The organism is Akkermansia muciniphila (assembly GCF_018709685.1).
GTDB classification, from domain to species: Bacteria; Verrucomicrobiota; Verrucomicrobiia; order Verrucomicrobiales; family Akkermansiaceae; genus Akkermansia; species Akkermansia muciniphila_E.
The window spans coordinates 86,662-102,674 of record NZ_JABDHQ010000009.1 but is presented as its reverse complement, the minus strand read 5'-3'; the positions used below and the strand labels follow the sequence as shown (position 1 = coordinate 102,674).

General features: G+C 56.5%; 12 protein-coding genes, 1 tRNA gene and 1 riboswitch. Of the genes, 2 read left to right on the top strand and 11 right to left on the bottom strand.

Annotation, left to right across the window (positions count from 1 at the left end; genetic code table 11):
- Window positions 1-79: 79 nt before the first annotated feature.
- From HHJ06_RS07595 to HHJ06_RS07575, 5 genes are all read right to left on the bottom strand, one after another.
- Window positions 80-367, bottom strand: a complete 288-nt coding sequence (locus HHJ06_RS07595; protein ID WP_215428746.1) for a putative quinol monooxygenase — start codon at window positions 365-367, stop codon at window positions 80-82.
- Window positions 368-443: 76 nt separating this feature from the next.
- Complete coding sequence (locus HHJ06_RS07590; RefSeq protein WP_215428745.1) at window positions 444-1,382, bottom strand: hypothetical protein; 939 nt, start codon at window positions 1,380-1,382, stop codon at window positions 444-446.
- Window positions 1,383-2,447: 1,065 nt separating this feature from the next.
- Complete coding sequence (locus HHJ06_RS07585) at window positions 2,448-3,692, bottom strand: 6-phosphofructokinase (protein ID WP_215428744.1); 1,245 nt, start codon at window positions 3,690-3,692, stop codon at window positions 2,448-2,450.
- A 160-nt stretch (window positions 3,693-3,852) separates the two neighbouring features.
- On the bottom strand, window positions 3,853-4,722 hold the full coding sequence (locus tag HHJ06_RS07580) for a sialate O-acetylesterase (protein ID WP_215428743.1): 870 nt from the start codon (window positions 4,720-4,722) through the stop codon (window positions 3,853-3,855).
- 153 nt (window positions 4,723-4,875) lie between these two features.
- Window positions 4,876-5,982 carry a substrate-binding domain-containing protein gene (locus tag HHJ06_RS07575; RefSeq protein ID WP_215428742.1) on the bottom strand — a complete coding sequence of 369 codons (1,107 nt, stop codon included), beginning with the start codon at window positions 5,980-5,982 and terminating at the stop codon, window positions 4,876-4,878.
- 740 nt (window positions 5,983-6,722) lie between these two features.
- On the opposite strand from HHJ06_RS07575, the gene HHJ06_RS07570 reads away from it, so the two are divergent.
- Window positions 6,723-7,088 carry a hypothetical protein gene (locus HHJ06_RS07570; RefSeq protein ID WP_215428741.1) on the top strand — a complete coding sequence of 122 codons (366 nt, stop codon included), beginning with the start codon at window positions 6,723-6,725 and terminating at the stop codon, window positions 7,086-7,088.
- Window positions 7,089-7,541: 453 nt separating this feature from the next.
- Window positions 7,542-8,114, top strand: coding sequence for a hypothetical protein (locus tag HHJ06_RS07565; protein ID WP_215428740.1), 573 nt, complete (start codon window positions 7,542-7,544; stop codon window positions 8,112-8,114).
- 200 nt (window positions 8,115-8,314) lie between these two features.
- Here HHJ06_RS07565 and HHJ06_RS07560 read toward each other — a convergent pair.
- The 6 genes from HHJ06_RS07560 to cobT form a co-directional block, all read right to left on the bottom strand.
- A tRNA-Leu gene (locus HHJ06_RS07560) sits at window positions 8,315-8,397 on the bottom strand.
- 134 nt (window positions 8,398-8,531) lie between these two features.
- Window positions 8,532-12,377: an autotransporter outer membrane beta-barrel domain-containing protein gene (locus HHJ06_RS07555; protein WP_215428739.1), complete on the bottom strand. Its 3,846-nt coding sequence runs from the start codon at window positions 12,375-12,377 to the stop codon at window positions 8,532-8,534.
- A gap of 149 nt (window positions 12,378-12,526) precedes the next feature.
- Window positions 12,527-12,684, bottom strand: a riboswitch (cobalamin riboswitch).
- Window positions 12,685-12,830: 146 nt separating this feature from the next.
- Complete coding sequence (locus HHJ06_RS07550) at window positions 12,831-13,421, bottom strand: bifunctional adenosylcobinamide kinase/adenosylcobinamide-phosphate guanylyltransferase (RefSeq protein ID WP_215428738.1); 591 nt, start codon at window positions 13,419-13,421, stop codon at window positions 12,831-12,833.
- On the bottom strand, window positions 13,396-14,211 hold the full coding sequence (cbiR, locus tag HHJ06_RS07545) for a cobamide remodeling phosphodiesterase CbiR (RefSeq protein ID WP_215428737.1): 816 nt from the start codon (window positions 14,209-14,211) through the stop codon (window positions 13,396-13,398). Before cbiR ends, HHJ06_RS07550 begins: the two co-directional genes overlap by 26 nt.
- Window positions 14,208-14,948: an adenosylcobinamide-GDP ribazoletransferase gene (cobS, locus tag HHJ06_RS07540; protein WP_215428736.1), complete on the bottom strand. Its 741-nt coding sequence runs from the start codon at window positions 14,946-14,948 to the stop codon at window positions 14,208-14,210. The genes cbiR and cobS overlap by 4 nt, the downstream gene beginning before the upstream one ends.
- Before the next feature lie 20 nt (window positions 14,949-14,968).
- A complete protein-coding gene (gene cobT, locus HHJ06_RS07535; RefSeq protein ID WP_215428735.1) occupies window positions 14,969-16,009 on the bottom strand; it encodes a nicotinate-nucleotide--dimethylbenzimidazole phosphoribosyltransferase in 1,041 nt (346 codons plus the stop codon).
- Window positions 16,010-16,013 lie beyond the last annotated feature (4 nt).

Here is a 16,013-nt window from a genome sequence, read left to right as displayed (position 1 = left end):
CTTCCCGCGCCCCGCCTCCGCCGGGAGGACGGGGCTCACTGTGTTTCTCCGGTGGGAATGAGACTGCGTTTTCCCGGAGTTACAGCACTTCCCGGTACAGGGAAATTTCAATGGCTTCCTCCGTCAGGTCGCTCAGGAGGGGAATGATGCGCTGGAAGTGCTCTGAATCCGCATGTATGTCCACGGCTGCCTGGTCCTTCCATTCTTCAATAAAGGTCAGAATATCGGGATCATCCATATCTTCATACAGGTGGTAGGAAATATTGCCGGCTTCCGCACGGCTTTTTTCCACCAGTTCCCGGGCGGTAGCGATGAATTCTTCCCTGGCTCCGGGTTTGACAATGCTTTTGGCGGTAATTTTGATCATAACTGTGACTGGTTTAACTGCTCCACAGTAAGGTAGCGGAAGAGCCCGTGTCAACGCCCCTTTCAGGGCGTTCCGGTCATGGTTGGATCTCCTTCAGGTTTTTCAGCACATTGGCGCGCGTGGTTTCCGTATGTTCCACGCCGCGCGTGCAGGAAAGCCCACGGTAAAGCCCCACGATTTCCAGGCGGAGGTCCGTGTCCGGACCATGCAGGTCTTCCCGGGTGGGAAAAGGATAGTTGGAAGCGGGGCCGCTCAGGGATTTCATCTGCATGGTATCCAGGTTGAGCAGGCAGCTTTCTATTTCATTGGTAAGGACCAGGCTGCCATACTGGCGGTTATTCTGCGCCCTCAGCCTGTAGATGGTGATGGCGCTTCCGCCCCCGGGATTGATCAGGACGGCCGGAAAGATGTGTTTGCGCCCGTCTTTTTCCCGGACGGTCAGGTCAAAATCACATTCTCCGAAGAACCTGTTGGTGACACGGGAGGAAATGCGGACGTCCAGGGGTATCTCCGGAGGCAGGGGAATGCGGGTGGAGGCTGAAAGCGCGGAGCCCGGGGGGAGTTCCGGGACCGGGAAGGGAACCGTGATGATATCAATGGCGCAACTGATGGCGCCGATCAGTACGAAGAGCAGGAGGCCCTTGTTCCGGAGCTGGTCAGTCAGCAATTTACGGGATTCTCCCGGGTAACCCCTGTTGGCAATCTTATCCCGCCGCAGGTAATAGGCGGTGAGCCGGAAAATAACGGCCAGGGCTGCGGCCACGGCCAGCAGCCATCCCAGGGTGAAGGCGATGTCCTCCAGTGTGGACCCTGCGGTGAAAAAGCCGAATATCCAGGTGATGAGTGCGGTCAGCAGGAGGAAGACGGCCAGGAAGGCCACGCATCCGAAAGGCGCCGTGGTGACGGGAATCCAGCTTCTGCCCTGCTTGCCGCACGCACGCAGAATGGTGATGACAAGGAGAAAGGCAAGGATTGCCAGCGTGGAATAGAAATGTTGAAATAAATAATCAAGCATGTCCTGCGGGGAAAATTTGGATATTGACCGGCCGGGCTGTCTCTATTCCGGTTGCTGGAAAAAAGAGTATGCACCTGGCTGTTTCGTGCGCTGTGGAAGAAGGGTGCCGAATTTTGGACCTCTTTATCATTTTAGCCTTTTTTCATCCTTGTTTGCAAGATTTTTCATTTCCTTGTTTCCTGCCACCTGATTTCACAGGATAAATAAGACGCTGTTCCACAATGATGTATGAAAGGAAAACCAGGCTCATCATATTCATGGGACTGGAGCCGGGAGCTTCTGTAAGCAGGGTGAAGTACCTGCCGGTAACGGAATGGAGGGACAGGCACATGACTTTTTTCCGGAGTCGGTTTCTTTTACTGCAAAATAAGGAAGTGCAGAGAGTTGTTTTTACGGTTAATTAAAATGGCAACTTGTTTACTTTGTTTTCAGTTATGGTCTTTATCATATGAAGTTGATAGGGAATTTCTTAAAAAGAAAAATTGATGCGTCTTTTGTGCTTTGCCGTCCTTATGGGATTATACTTGGTGCAGGGGGGAAGCTGCCCGGAACACAGGAGCGGAATGCCAGTTAAATAGAGAAAAAATATCCGGAAAAAACGTTCTTCCTAAAAATTAATGTAAAAATAGAAAATGAATTTAAATGGGATATAAATTTTTATCCAAAAATTTATATATGGAAATCAAATAAATTTGTGAAGTCTGGGAGGGCGATGTTTGAAAAACGTTGAACATCACATGATTAATGACGGGACCCAGTCTGAAAATGTATATTGCCATTTTGCAGCCCCTGAAATGATTCCCTGAAATAGGGCGCTTGCGTGAAAAACCGGATATTCCCCGGGTGGCAATTCAGAAAATAAAAACAGGGAGTCAGGGGAAGCCTTTTGAGTGAAAAAAGGGGTGTGATGGAATACCCCGGTTCTTCATTCAAGATGGATTCTTGAACCCTTATCCCTCAAAGGGAAAGGATGTTTGCAGGCAGGCGGAATGAAACTTGCCGCGCCTCATGGTTGAAGCGCCGGGATATGCGGAAAGCCGGGCGCCTGCTTTCCCAAGGAAAAGGTTAGGCCTGTTCCGGTTCCGCCAGCACTTTTTTGAGCCTGGCGAAGCGGGGGAGGGAACATTCCTTCTGCATGGCGGTTTCTCCCTGGATCAGCGGCAGCACGTAGTCAATGAACGGCTGTTCCACGCCATTGCCGCGGGCATTGATCCATTCACGGGGAACGAGTTTTTCCACGTTGGCAACGTCCGTCAGGCTGGTCAGTTTGGTCCTGCAGGAATACTGGCCGTTTTCCGTGTTCCGTTCAAAGGCGACCATCTTGTCCGTCTCTCCGGAGATGGCGGCTTCCACGGCGGCTTTACCGGCCATGTACGCTTCATCAATATCTGTCCGGGAAGCGACGTGGGAGGCGCAGCGCTGCAGCAGGGAGAGTTCTATGCTCCTGACCTTGGCTCCGGTCTGGCGCTTGACGGATTCCGCAAGCATGGCTCCCAGGCCGCCCAGCTGCGTATGGCCGAAGACGTCCCGGTCTCCGGATTCCGCCACAAAGCGGCCGTCCGCATACTGCACCCCTTCCGAGACGGCAACCATGCAACTTCCTTTCCTCTTGTAAATACGGTCCACGTCTTCCCAGAATTCCTCCATGCGGAAGGGTACTTCCGGCAGGTAAACGAGGTCCGGCCCGGCGCCTGCATAAGTGGCGAGCGCGGCGGAACCGGCCAGCCAGCCGGCATGGCGGCCCATGATTTCCACGATGGTGACGCGTCCCTTGTCATACACGCGGAGGTCCTGGTGCACCTCCATGCAGGAGGTGGCGATGAATTTGGCGGCGGAGCCGAAGCCGGGACAGTGGTCCGTGCCGTAAAGATCATTGTCAATGGTTTTGGGGATTCCAATCACGCGGCATTCATAACCGGACTGCTGCATGAATTTGGATATCTTGTTGCAGGTATCCATGGAATCATTGCCGCCGTTGTAAAAAAAGTAACGTACGCCGTATTTCCGGAACACTTCCAGCAGGCGGCGGTAATCCGTATCATCCACGGCCGGGTCAGCCATCCTGTAGCGGCAGGAGCCCAGGGCGGAGGCTGGCGTGTACTTAAGCAGCTCAAGTTCCTCCGGGTCTTCCCGGGCCATGTCAAACAGGCGTTCCTGAAGCACCCCCTCAATTCCGTTGGCAGCTCCCAGCACGCGGGTGACCGGTTCGCATTGCAGGGCCGTTTGGATGGCCCCCAGCGCACTGGCGTTAATAACGGCAGTGGGACCGCCGGATTGCCCGATGATGCATGCTCCTTTCAGTGGGTTCATGGGTAATGATGGATGAGAGAGTGTTCTGCCGCGCCCCGTTCCGCGGTGCGGGCGGAACGGGGATGAAATCAGAGTTGACCCTATCCGCAGCCCGGAGGGATGTCAAACATTATTGGCCTTCCGGGCGGCGTCCCCAGTCCGGAAGGCCGGAGCGCGGATATCAGGGTTTTTGCCTCCATGCCTTTTCCATGGCGGCGGCAAAGCGTTCCCCCAGGGTCAGGATTCCGTGCGTGCCCAGATGCAGGGTATCTGTGGGATAAGGTGTGTGGAAATCCATGCTGCGCAGCTGGAGGTCATCCGCAGGGACGTAGACGGCATTGCTGACGGAAAGCGGGGTACGGGCGTGTTCCGCTACATTTTTTTGCCCCTGGCGCACCCCGTCCCTGTCTGGAAAGCGGGCCGGAATGGGCACGGGAAGAACGCTGCCGTAAACGAATACCAGGTCAGGCGCATTCAGATCCGTCCTGATGCGGTTAATCAGGTGGTTCAGGTTTTTGCCGTAGGCTCGGGAATTCTCTTTTCCCGCGATGTCCCTGGCATCTCCTTCCCCCTGTTGCCATGCCATGGCTTTCAGGACGGGGGTATGGCCCTGTTTTTTCAGAGTTTCCAGGCCGTTGCGGACGGTGCGGAGAAATTTGACGTATTCTTCCCCCGGCTTGTCCTGCGGAGTCTTTCCGGGGTTCCACTGGCAGAAAAGGTTGCTTCCGCTCAAGGCATGCTTGATGATGGCCCATTTCTTCTGAGGAAATTTTTTCTGCAACGCCGTTCCCAGGCTTAATTCCACGCCAAAGCGGTCGGGGGATTCGGATGCCGGGCTCAAGGGAATGAGCTGTTCGGCAGGTTTCGTTCCTTTCAGGTATCTGGAATAATACAGGAGAACGCGTTCATCCGTTTTAAAGCAGGCCGGGAGGTTTTTGACATAACCCTGGCCTGTGGCGTTTGATTGTCCGCCAATGAGGATGACGTTGATTTCTTTTGCGTGGAGGGAAGGCGCCAGGAGCGCCAGCAGAAAGAAGATGAAGGTGCGCATGGACGGAGAGAGGGCGGTGGATTAATGATTCAGGTATTCCTCATACGTTCTCCGGAGAGGAAGTTTATCTTTTTTCCTGCCGTTTTCCGTTTGTTCCCCCGTTTTCCCTTTTTGCGGCATTTTCATGTTCCGGGGGCCCTTCCTGAAAACGCATTAAGCGGAGGGGGAGGGATGGCGCACGGAGACGGACTGTCCCGGGTAGATTTCCGGAATGACGGAAATGCTCTTGATGCTTTTGCCGGAGGTCAGGGCGCGGAGCATCCGGATGAGCTTGTGGACCGTTTTAGTCTGGTTTTCCTCATAATAGGTGATCGGGGGGAGCAGGCGCTCCATGAAGGGCTCATACGTCAGGCTTACGAGGCTGAGCTGGTTCGGGATGCTCAGGGAGCGGGCTTCAACCCAGGAAAGGAGGGGGACAATCTGGTTGCCACGTGTGGCTACCAGGGCGGACATGTCCGGATGTTCCCTGAATGCCTTGGCGAGGTATTCAAAGAAAAGAGGCGTTTCAAACGGGGTGGGGATCAGCACGGGATTCCAGCCCTGTGCCGTAAAGCTGAAAAAGCCTTTCTGCATCAGTTGATGGCCTTTCAGCGGATCCGGAGGCAGGCAAAGGCCGACCGTCCGGTGGCCTTTGTTCCAGAGGTGCTGCGCCGCATGGTGCGTGGTGGCAGCCCAGTGACGGTCCAGATAGGGCAGGTTGCTGCTCTGGTAGGAAGTGCCGCGTACGATGCAGGGGATGCTGTGCGTCTTGAACCAGAGCTGTGTTTGTTCCGAGGAGCGGTGGAGTATCCAGCAGACGCATTCGGATTTGGTCACCAGCTTGGCGAGCCGTTTGTCCGGGTTGTTGCCTAAAATCCAGGGAGCTTCAAAGATGCGGACGCTGATGCCGTCTTCCTCCAGAATCTTGGAGATAGTATAAATTTCCGCCAGCACGCTTTGCGCCAGCCTTTTAAGGGGCTGGGGCGTCAGGAATCCGATGATGCCCCTTTTCTCCTGAACAGGATGGGCGGGAACATTCCAGTCCGCCCCTTCTTCCGTGGTTTTCAGGATGCGCCGCGGCACCTTGATGCGCGCTGGGGCGATCCAGGCATCCCGCTCCAGAAGGGCCAGGGCCTTTCTTACGGTTTCTCTCCCCACGGACAACCTGTTACCAAGTTCCCTTTCCCCGGGGAGAATGTTGACCAGGCTGCCGCTGAGAATCATCTGTTTGATTTTATTGGCTACGGTTTCAACCAATGAAGATGCGGGCAACGAGGTCATATTCTTGTATATACGTATTGGCCTGCGGAAATTCGAGCCAATTGTAGGGGACCGGACCGTGGTCAATTTTCATATAAATGTTATTGGAGAAGTAAGTGACTTGCATTCTGTAATATATGGTGAATTTTATACTCCTGGTCTTTTTCGATGCCGGAGTTGGGATTGTTGGTATGTTCAATCTAATTCATCATCAATTAGTTATGATTATTTTTCAATATGTGGCGAGTGGTTGAGATTGTTTTATAAAATATTTAAAATAAACAAGTTTATACGTTGTTCTTATCAGTGGTGTCATTTTTGATGCCGGTTCCCCGGGCCGGGGCCTGTGCCTTCTCCGTTTTCCAGGCAGGGAACTTGCACGTATTAACATGGATGACTTGCGCTTTTTTCCGTTACTAAATCTGCGTGATGAAAGTAAATACTATACCGGGCGCATCCTATGCGTTGACATGTACGGCAGCATGCACTGTCCAGGCAGTCCTTGGTGACGCCTCCACCCTGACCCTTCTGGAGGCCGGAAATCCCGGCCAATATATTTTTGTGGCACCTACGGATGCTGTGGAGGTTTCCGATGAATATGCGCTGGTGACGCAGACTTTTAAAGCGGCCGCCCCGGGATTGTCTGCCCAGGGCGGCCGTCATGGAGCCAATCCGGACGCAAGCCTTAACAGGGAAATATTACAATGATGAAGGAGCTTCAATTCTATTTTCCAAAACCCGGCAAGTGGGGAGAATTCATATTGACCGCCATTTTTCCGGATGAATCAGGATTTATTCAGAACCAGCGCTACAGGGCCCGCGATTTATCTGCGGAGCAGCTGGAGGCTTTCTCCGGGGTAGTAGCGATCCTTACCGTCCTGTCTGATGAATGGAAAGCCATTCAGGCCTGGGCGCGGCTGGCCCCGGTTGCCGCCCAATCCTCCACGGAGAATAGGGCGGAAGCCGTTGAAGCGATTGAGAAGGTTGTTCTAACTGTGGAGGCTGTCAATCCCCGCGGGGCCCGCAAATTATTCACCAGTGCGGACTATCCGGAGTTTACCATTCCCGGAGCGGCGGCAATGGAGTTTTTCAGGCAATTTACGGACAGTCTATCCATTTCCGCATGAGGAAATTCCTGATGATGAATAGCTAAAATTTCTTGAATTCAAATTCAATGAAAATGGAAAACTTATTAATTATTATGAAGTAACATTTCCTTATCCTGTTCTTCATTGATAGTTATTATTGTATGCTCTTTCCGGCTGTATTCCGGAAAGAGCACTGCTAGTTAGTGCTGGGTAAGACCGCTTGTCCAATTCCACTGGTAAAGTCACATTTCTGAACTGACGTTATTTGGCTGTTCCTATTCCTCTGGGAATTAACTTAAAAGTATCCCCAATTGAGATCAAAATTCAGAGCCTTTCTTCACTCCGAACAAGTGATTACTTGCCCGGGGGGCTAATGTGTAGCTTCCCATGTTACAAGAGTTGACTTTGAGCATCATATCAGATACTGGTTTACATTAAATGACTGGAGAAACAATAATGAAGAATAGCTGCATCTATAAAGGGAGTATTTAAATGACGGTAAAGATTGAAAAAAACATGGTTGAAGCTCTCCTTGCACGGCCCACAAGCAAGCAGGTACTGGCCTTTGAAGGAGTCTTTTTGGAAGATTTAAATGATTATGTGAAATGGGCAATTGATTCTTTACATAATTCCCAGGGCGAAGAAATGGACGAAGCCCTCCTTTTGCTGAGTTCGCATTTTGGAGAGCCTTCAATTAATTATTTTGAGTTGAAGGACGATCTCCGGGTATTTGCCTCAGCTGCCAGAATAATTCCGCCAAAAGGCAAGGATGCCGTTAGGCTTTATTGTCTTGGATGTCTTCAAGATGTTGTTTGTGGTTTGAAAGGAGGAGTAGAATCTGAAAAAGACATGCTTCAGCATTTATCAGATTTACTTGGGGACTATACAGGGGTGGATGAATTTGGGTTGATTCCGGAAATGGAATATCATTGGTGGCATCTTCAACAAGGGGAATCCCATGACGATATTGTAAGAGATTTTTGCAGAGAAGCAGAAAGACTGGTTCATTTATTGCATGTAAAATTACATCGCGAGGGCGAATATTGGAAAATTACAGTAGAATAATTTTTAATATAAAGTATGTAATTACTGATGATTTTATTTATAGATATAGTGCTCCAAAAAAAGTTTCAGAAATTATATCTATGTAGACACACGAGTGTGTCTTCTGGAAATTATTGTATTCAGTTTTCTACTTCTTAGCCGAGAGCTATTAACTGATAAAAGAAAACCCTGAAAGCTTAATGCTTTCAGGGTTTATTTATTGGTACCGCCGGTGGGACTCGAACCCACACTCTTTTGGAACTCGATTTTGAGTCGAGCGCGTCTACCATTCCGCCACGACGGCACGTGAAGTGGTGGAATTAAGCGTCAAGAGGGCCATGGAGTCAAGAATTTACTGTGAAATATAAGGGCCTCGCAAAAAAACGGAGGGAATCCGCAGTGGATTCCCTCCGGAATGTTTCCGAATGGGAAGAACATTTAGAACGAGTAGCGCACGGTGGCGTTAACGCTCTGGTTGGTCATGTGTTCCCTCTGTTCCAGATGATAGAAGGCTCCGGCGCTCCAGACGCTGGAGATGATCCAGTTCAGCCCCGCATGGACAATCAGGGCGTGGCGTCCCGGATGGACGCCGTCTACCCGGAAGGGCGTGCCGAAGGCATCCGTTTTCACGGAAGCGTTGCGGCGGGAGACGTCTCCGGCGTAGGCTACCGTTACCTGCGGCAGCAGGTACTGGCCCTTGCCGACGGCGATCTGCTTCTGCCAGGTGACGCCGGCGGGGATGCTCCAGTTTTGCACGGAACCATCCTGGTACCAGGCGGCGCCGGAACCGGAATGTTCTCCGAAGGAATCCTGGGAGCCGTGCAGGAATTCGATGCCTGCGAAGGGTTTCAGCACATCCGTATTACCCAGGCGGATATTCCAGGTTCCCTTCAGGCCGAAGCCGTACACGTCATCGTTCCAGGAGGCGGTGGTGGGGCTGCCGCCCAGCGTGCCGTCCGCATCGTTGTCCATGTTGCCATAGGTGAAGTAGCCGTCAATGTCCAGGCTGTTTCCGCTGCGCAGGCCGCGGTGGTAACGCTGGTAGAGCGCCAGCATCAGACCGTCCTGGTCCGCCTTGAACTGCTTGTCCGCAGAGTGGAAGGAGCCGAAGGTCTGGCCAAAGGCCGCGCCGGATGTCCAGTTCTTCGTCCAGGCATAATCCACGCCCACGGCGTAGCCGCCGCCCTTGTAGTCAAAGCCGGAAGCTCCGGACACGGAGGAGACGTTCATGAAGTCTCCCAGTCCGGAGAACCAGAGGTTTCTCTTGCCCGGTCCGCGGAAGTCCAGTTGGGAGGCTGCCGTATGGGCGAAGCTGTCCACCACCCGGACGGAGGACCACAGCGTGTTGGCAATGCGGGAGGCTTCTTCTCCGCGCAGGGCTTTCACGGCGTTGATGTTGACCTTGCCGTTGAAGATCAGGTGCAGCCCGTCGCCGGAAACCGTGAAGCTGGTATCCGTGACCAGGTCCGTGCGGCCTTTCAGCGTGGGGGCGATGCTGGTCAGGTCCCACAGGGAACCGTCCGGATCAATGACGGTGTCCGGGTCCAGGTTGACCAGGGACAGGGCGAAGCTTTGTTCCTTGCTGAAGAGCAGGTTGTCGCCGATGACCACATTGACGTGCGCCCCATCCACATAATAGGAGGAAGAGACGTTCATCTGGGAGTAGGTGTCCCACCCCCCGTTGGTAGCGTCAGCCGCGGTCGTGCCGTTCACGATGAACGTGAGTTCCTGCACTCCTCCCCACGCATTCAGGCCGCCTTCATAGTTGTGGTAGCCTGCGGAGGAGCCGGAGCCGATCACGATTTCACTGCCGTAATAGGTAGCCTCCCCCTTGAAGGTGCCGGAACCGGAGACGGTAGAGCCGCTGTTGGTTTCCACGCCGGACAGAACGGTGGAGCCGTTCAGCACCAGATGTCCCGGATTGTCCGGATGAGCGAAGGCTTCACCCAGGCGGATGCTCCCGCCTTCTACGCCCAGGCTGGCGTCGCTGCCGTCCAGAACGAGGGTGGCGTTGTTGCTGATGACGACGTTTTCCGCCGCATAGGAACCCTTGGCGACGAGCTTTACATCCTGTGCCGTGACGTTGAGGTTCGCGAAGGCGCCTCCGTCGGCGGCGGAGGCGTTGTAGCCCACCGTGCCGGATTGTTCCCAGTTGAGTGTCTGTTCCTTTTCATCCTTGGCCGCCAGCGTCAGTTGGCCGGAAGCGCCGCTGACAGCGCCGGAGGAAATGACGGCGTCCGACTGGCTCAAGTCCGCCTCCCCTCCTTCCAGCACGATGCCGTGCTCAGGCAGGTTTTCCCCGATGATGACCTTGGACCCTTCACCCACGTAGATGCTTTCTCCGGGTTTGACGACGATGGGAGCGCCTTCACCCAGGAATACCTGTCCCTGCAGGCGGTAGCTCATGCGGTAGTTTTCCAGATGGAAGTTGTCCACCCTAGTTCCGTACATGGCGGTGATGCCGTCCTTGATCTGGTCCAGCGTGACGACCCAGGCGGAGTTCGTGGTGTTGAGCACCGTGGCGCCTACCGTAGCGTTTTGCGCCAGGTCCAGATTCACGTTCAGGCTGTCAAAGCCCACTTCCAGGGCGGTTCCCGCCGCGTTCTGCACCAGCGTGCCGTTGAGCAGCGTCATGCCTTCCGCAATGGTGAGCGTGCCGTTGCCGGACAGGGTGCCCATGTTGTTCATGACGGCCCCGTCACGGAGAATCTGGGAATTGCCCGTCAGGGTGACGGCGGAGCCGTAGCCCACGTTGACCCGGTTGAACAGGCCTGCGGCTTTTTCTGTGGAGATGGTCCAGTTGGCCTTGTTGTCCGCACTGCCCACGTTGAGCGTGACGGAGGAATGGTGGGTGGCCGTGTCGGACTTGTTGGTGTTGATGGTCGTCTGCACCGTGTAGTCAAACAGTCCCGGATTGGCTTCCGTGCCGGACAGCAGTGTGATGGTGTCCGCGGAGCCTTCCGCGCCGGAGCCGCCCAGTTCCCAGCTGCCGGTGATGGAAGCTCCGGCATGGACGGTGATGTTGTCCGCCGTGTTTTCCGTATAGAAGCCGGAGCCCGTCGTGGAGCCGCTGTACAGGGCATAGGCCGTTGCTCCCTCTCCCGTTGCCGTTGCTTCAATGACGCCGGTGGAACCGATGAGCGTCGTAATGCCGGCGCCACCCATCAGGGCTGCCGCTGTGTTCCCGGCAGTCGTCGCGCTGACGGTTCCATTAATCATTCCTGTGGCCAGGGAGAATTCCGCCAGCAGCCCGTAGGCTTCCGCAATTCCCGTGGAGGAGGCGGAGATGGTCCCTCTGATGTCTCCCACGGACAGGGAGCCGGTGGAACGTGCTCCGGCGGCCGTTCCGGTCATGGCTTCCGCCCGGATGGTGCCGTCCACATGGCCGAGGGTGATGTTGGAATGAGTCTGGTAACCCCCTTCTTCTCCGGCAAAGAGGCCGTAGGCATCCATGCCGTTGGTAGTGGCGGTAATGCTTCCTGTTGCTCCCATGTCGCCCAGCGTGATGTTTTCCCGGGCTTCAATGCCGATGGCGGAAAAGTCCCCGCTTGTATCACTGGAACCGGAGGTTGCCGTGATTTGACCGTCCAGCCGGGAGATGTTCACCTGCCCGTAGTTGGACTGAATGCCTCTGGCGCCGTAGCCGCCGGTCGTCGCCGCGGAAATGCTGCCGGTGGCGGAGAAGGTGCCGATGTTGACGTCCTTGTAGCGCGGGCCCTGGTAGTCCATGGTATTACCGTAGGCATACAGGCCCCGGGCATAGTTTCCGGTGCCCAGCTCCACGGAGATGTTGCCCGCCATCGTGCCGATGTCCAGGCGCCCCTGATAGGCATAGATGCCGTTGGAGGAGAAATTGGCCGTGATGAAGATGAGGGCATTTGCCGTGATGGTTCCGATGGAAAGTATCTTGCCGTAGCTCCGGATGCCCGTGGCATTCGTGTTTGCTGCGGAGATGTTGAAGGTTCCTGCCAGGGTGCCGATGTCCAGATTCACTCCGGAGGAGGTATCAATGCCGAAGGCGTTGTTTCGCGTGGAGGAGACGTTGAATTCGGCATCCCCGGCAACGGTATCAATGCTGAGGGTGCCAGCCTTTCCCCAGATTCCGCGCACATTGCTGGAACCTGTCACGTTGAAGGTGGCGGAGACCGTTCCCAGGTCCGCGTCTGAGGCGGTTCTGGCTACAGTGGCGTCATAAACGCCGGTCAGGTCTTCCTTGGGAGTATCCTGGGCATGCACCGTTCCCAGCATGCCGAGACAGGCCAGGGTCATAGCGACTGCCTGCATCCGGTGTCTGGCGTGGCACGGTGTTTTTTCAGGAGTGTTGAACATTCCGGACTGCAAGGAGGCCGGACCATCATAGTCTGCTCCGTTCAAGCGGAGCGTATTGGATGAATACATGTGTATGGTCTGAATGCCGGAATACTCGCCGGCGGTTCATAAAATACTTCGAGGCTGGCGATCTGGCTCATTGCAGGTTTTTAGGCCGTGCAATATACAGTGGCGGTACCGCTCCGGATTCACACCGGATTCCCCATCTATTTCCTGCCCGTACCACGGGCTTCCCGGAAGCGCCTCCCGTAAATCATGAAGGCCCGGCCAACTTACCACAGGGGGACGGCACGGTCAATCCCCGGCGCATTTCTTGAGGTGGAAATGCGCATGGTCTTGAATGCCAAACTATTATTTTCTGGCCCCTTTTACCGCAGGAAGCATGGAAAAAGCTGGTCTCCCGACGCCCTAACGTTTTTTCACGGCCAGGGGAAGTCCTGCCACCATGAAGTAAACTTCGTCCGCGCTTTTGGCAAGCAGCTGGTTGGCGATTCCCAGCCCGTCGCAGTAATGGCGCGTTTCCGCGTCCGCCTGGCTGATGCCCATGCCGGTTTCAGAGGAGACGAGCACCCAGGGCGCGGGAGAGCGGGAAATGAGTTCTTTCAGGGCCTCTATTTCCTCAATCAGCGCTCTCTGGAACGGTTCGTAGTCCGTGGGGTCCTTCTGGGCGTACAGGGTGTTGGAGGCAAGCAGGGTGACGCATTCCAGAATGACGCCGTCCACCTGGTCCAGCAGGCCGGATTCCCGCACGGCGGCGGCCACATGGCGGGGGGATTCCAGCGTAAGCCAGCTTGCTGGGCGCCGTTCCCGGTGCTTGCGCACGCGGTATTCCAGGGAGCCGGCTCCGGGCCACACCTCCGCCGTGGCCACGTACAGGATTTTTTCCCCGAACCCGGCGGCTATTTGTTCGGCGTATTGGCTTTTGCCGCTTCTGATGCCGCCCAGGACGAGCGTCATGCGTGCGGTGTTGGCGTCAGTGTTTGGAGATGTAGCGTTCATGGGATTCCAGCATGGCCTGGTGGGAGTTCAGGAAGTCGTCCAGGCTGAAGACTTCCAGGGTGATGGTGGGGGAGAACCGGATGTCCCACATGGGGTGCAGGATGGCATCCAGCGTGGCGGCGGGCATGTGGTGCAGGGATTTGTGGTCCCGTTTTTCCAGTCCGTGCAGGTGGCACATGCGTATGTCCGGCAGCCAGAGCGGCAACAGTTTTTCCGGCCTCAGGCCTTCCTTCCAGACATGGCCTATGTCAAAGCAGCGGGAATGGGGCGTGGCGGAGACCAGCTTGTCCAGATAGTCGGCCGGGTGGCGTTCCAGGTTTTCCAGGGCCAGGCATTCCGGCGCGGGCAAATGGGGCGTGATTTGCTCCAGGCTGCGGAGGATGCGTTCCATTTCCCGCTCCGTAAGATGGGGGCGCATGTCCGGACCGGGAATGTGGTCCGTAACCACGTGCATGACCCAGGTGTGCGGCTCCAGCTCCCGGGTGAGGTCAATGGCGCGGATGATGTTTTCCGTGTAGCGTCGGCCTGATTCCTCCGTGGCGAAGCCTCCGTCCGTGGGCAGGTGGACGTTCCACTTGACTCCCGCGTCCGCGGCGATGGCGGCCAGTTCCCGTATTTCCGCGGGGGTGATAAGTCCCTCCCCGCGGTCGCCGGCTTCCAGCAGGAGCAGGGCGATGTCATCCGCGTAATGGACGCATTCCCTGATGGCGGGGACGTAGTAGTCCGGGATGATGAAGGAGGTGCAGCCGATGTTGAGGCCGGGAACGCGGCATTTTTGCGGAATTTTCATAAGGTGCAGAAGGTGAGCAGGACGATCCATTCCGTGCATTCCACGGTGCAGCCGAAGACGTCCCCGGTGACGCCGCCCAGGCGGCGGCGGGCATACAGGAGTAACGCCGTGGAACCGACCAGGGCGGCGAGCAGGGCGTACAGCCCGTGCCACCCTGCCAGCACGCAGGCCGCCAGGGTGACGGCGGCGGCTGCCAGGGCATGAACGGGGAGCGTCCCCTGCTTGAAGGCTTCCCCCATGCCGCCGGGGCGCGCGCCCGGAAAGCGCATGGCGATGAAGATCTGGCTGCGGGCCAGCAACCCGGCCAGCGCGCACGCGGTGAGCAGCAGCTCCCATGAACCACTGGCCGCCAAAGCCGCGAGCGCGGCGCCCTTGAAGGCCAGGTTGAAGAACAGGGCTGTGCCGCCGAAGGTGCCCAGTCGAGAGTCTTTCATGATTTCCAGCCTGCGCTCCCGGGGCACTTCCACAGGCAGCCCATCCCCGCAGTCCGCCACTCCGTCCAGATGAAGTCCGCCCGTGAGGGCCACCCAACAGGCGCAGCCGATGACCCCGCAGACCAGCGGGGGGAAGAGCAGGGCGGCCCCCCAGGTGAGGCCCCCGGCCAGCCCTCCCACGACGATGCCGACCAGCGGAAGCCATGCGGAGATGCCGTTCAGGTCGTTTTGCAGCGGCCACGGCCCTACGGGCAGCCGGGTCAGGAAGCCGAAGGCGGAGCGGATGGTGGTGATGACGGCCATGGTGCAGGGAAAGAGGGGATTCAGCGCGGAACGGTGATGTCCAGTTCAGGCAGGGTTTTCATTTCAGAGAGTACGCGCGTGGCGGCGTCCAGCAGCGGAAAGAACAGGGCCGCCCCCGTGCCTTCTCCCAGGCACAGGCCCAGGTCCATGTACATGGTGACGCCGATGTGGTCCATGATGAGCTTGTGGCCCGGTTCCGCGGAGTTGTGGGAGCCGATGAAGTACTGCGCCGCTTCCGGGCGTATGCCCTGGGCGATGGCCGCCGCCGCCCCGGCGATGAAGCCGTCAATGACGATGGGGACGCGCAGGGAGGCCGCCCCCAGCATCAGCCCGGCCATGGCCCCTATTTCCGGCCCTCCTATCTTCGCCAGCACGTCGATGGCGTCGGAAGGGTCGGGCTTGTTCAGGGCTATTCCCTGTTCGATGAGTTCTATTTTTTTACGGATGACTTCCCCCTTGACGCCGGAGCCGCGTCCCGTCACGGTTTCCACCGGGGTGCCCGTGAGCACGGCCACGATGGCGGAGGAGGGCGTCGTATTGCCGATGCCCATTTCTCCGGCGGCCACGATGTCCAGCCCTTTGGCTTTTTCCTCCCGGGCCATGTCGATGCCTACTTGCAGGCATTCCAGCGCCTGTTCCCGCGTCATGGCCGGTCCCCTGCTGAAGTCGTTGGCGCCGTGCATGACTTTTCTTTTAACCAGCCCCGGAAGGTCGCCGAAGTCGTAGTTCACGCCCACGTCCACCACGGAGAGGCGGGCTCCTGCGTTGCGCGTAAAGGCGTTGATGGTGCCGCCGCCTTGAAGGAAGTTGCGGGTCTGGATGTAGGTGACGTCCGTGGACGTCAGGCTGAGGCCGTGGTCGGCAATGTGGTGGTCCGCGGCGAAGAGGACCACGGCCTTGTCCTTCAGGCGCGGCGCGGGATTGCCGGTCATAGCGGCAATCTGGATGGCCACGGGTTCCAGTTTCCCCAGGGCGAGCGGGGGCTTGGCCAGTATTTTCTGATGCTCCAGGGCGGCTTTGGCGGCCTGTTCGTCCAGCGGGGGGATATGCAGTTTGTTCATGATG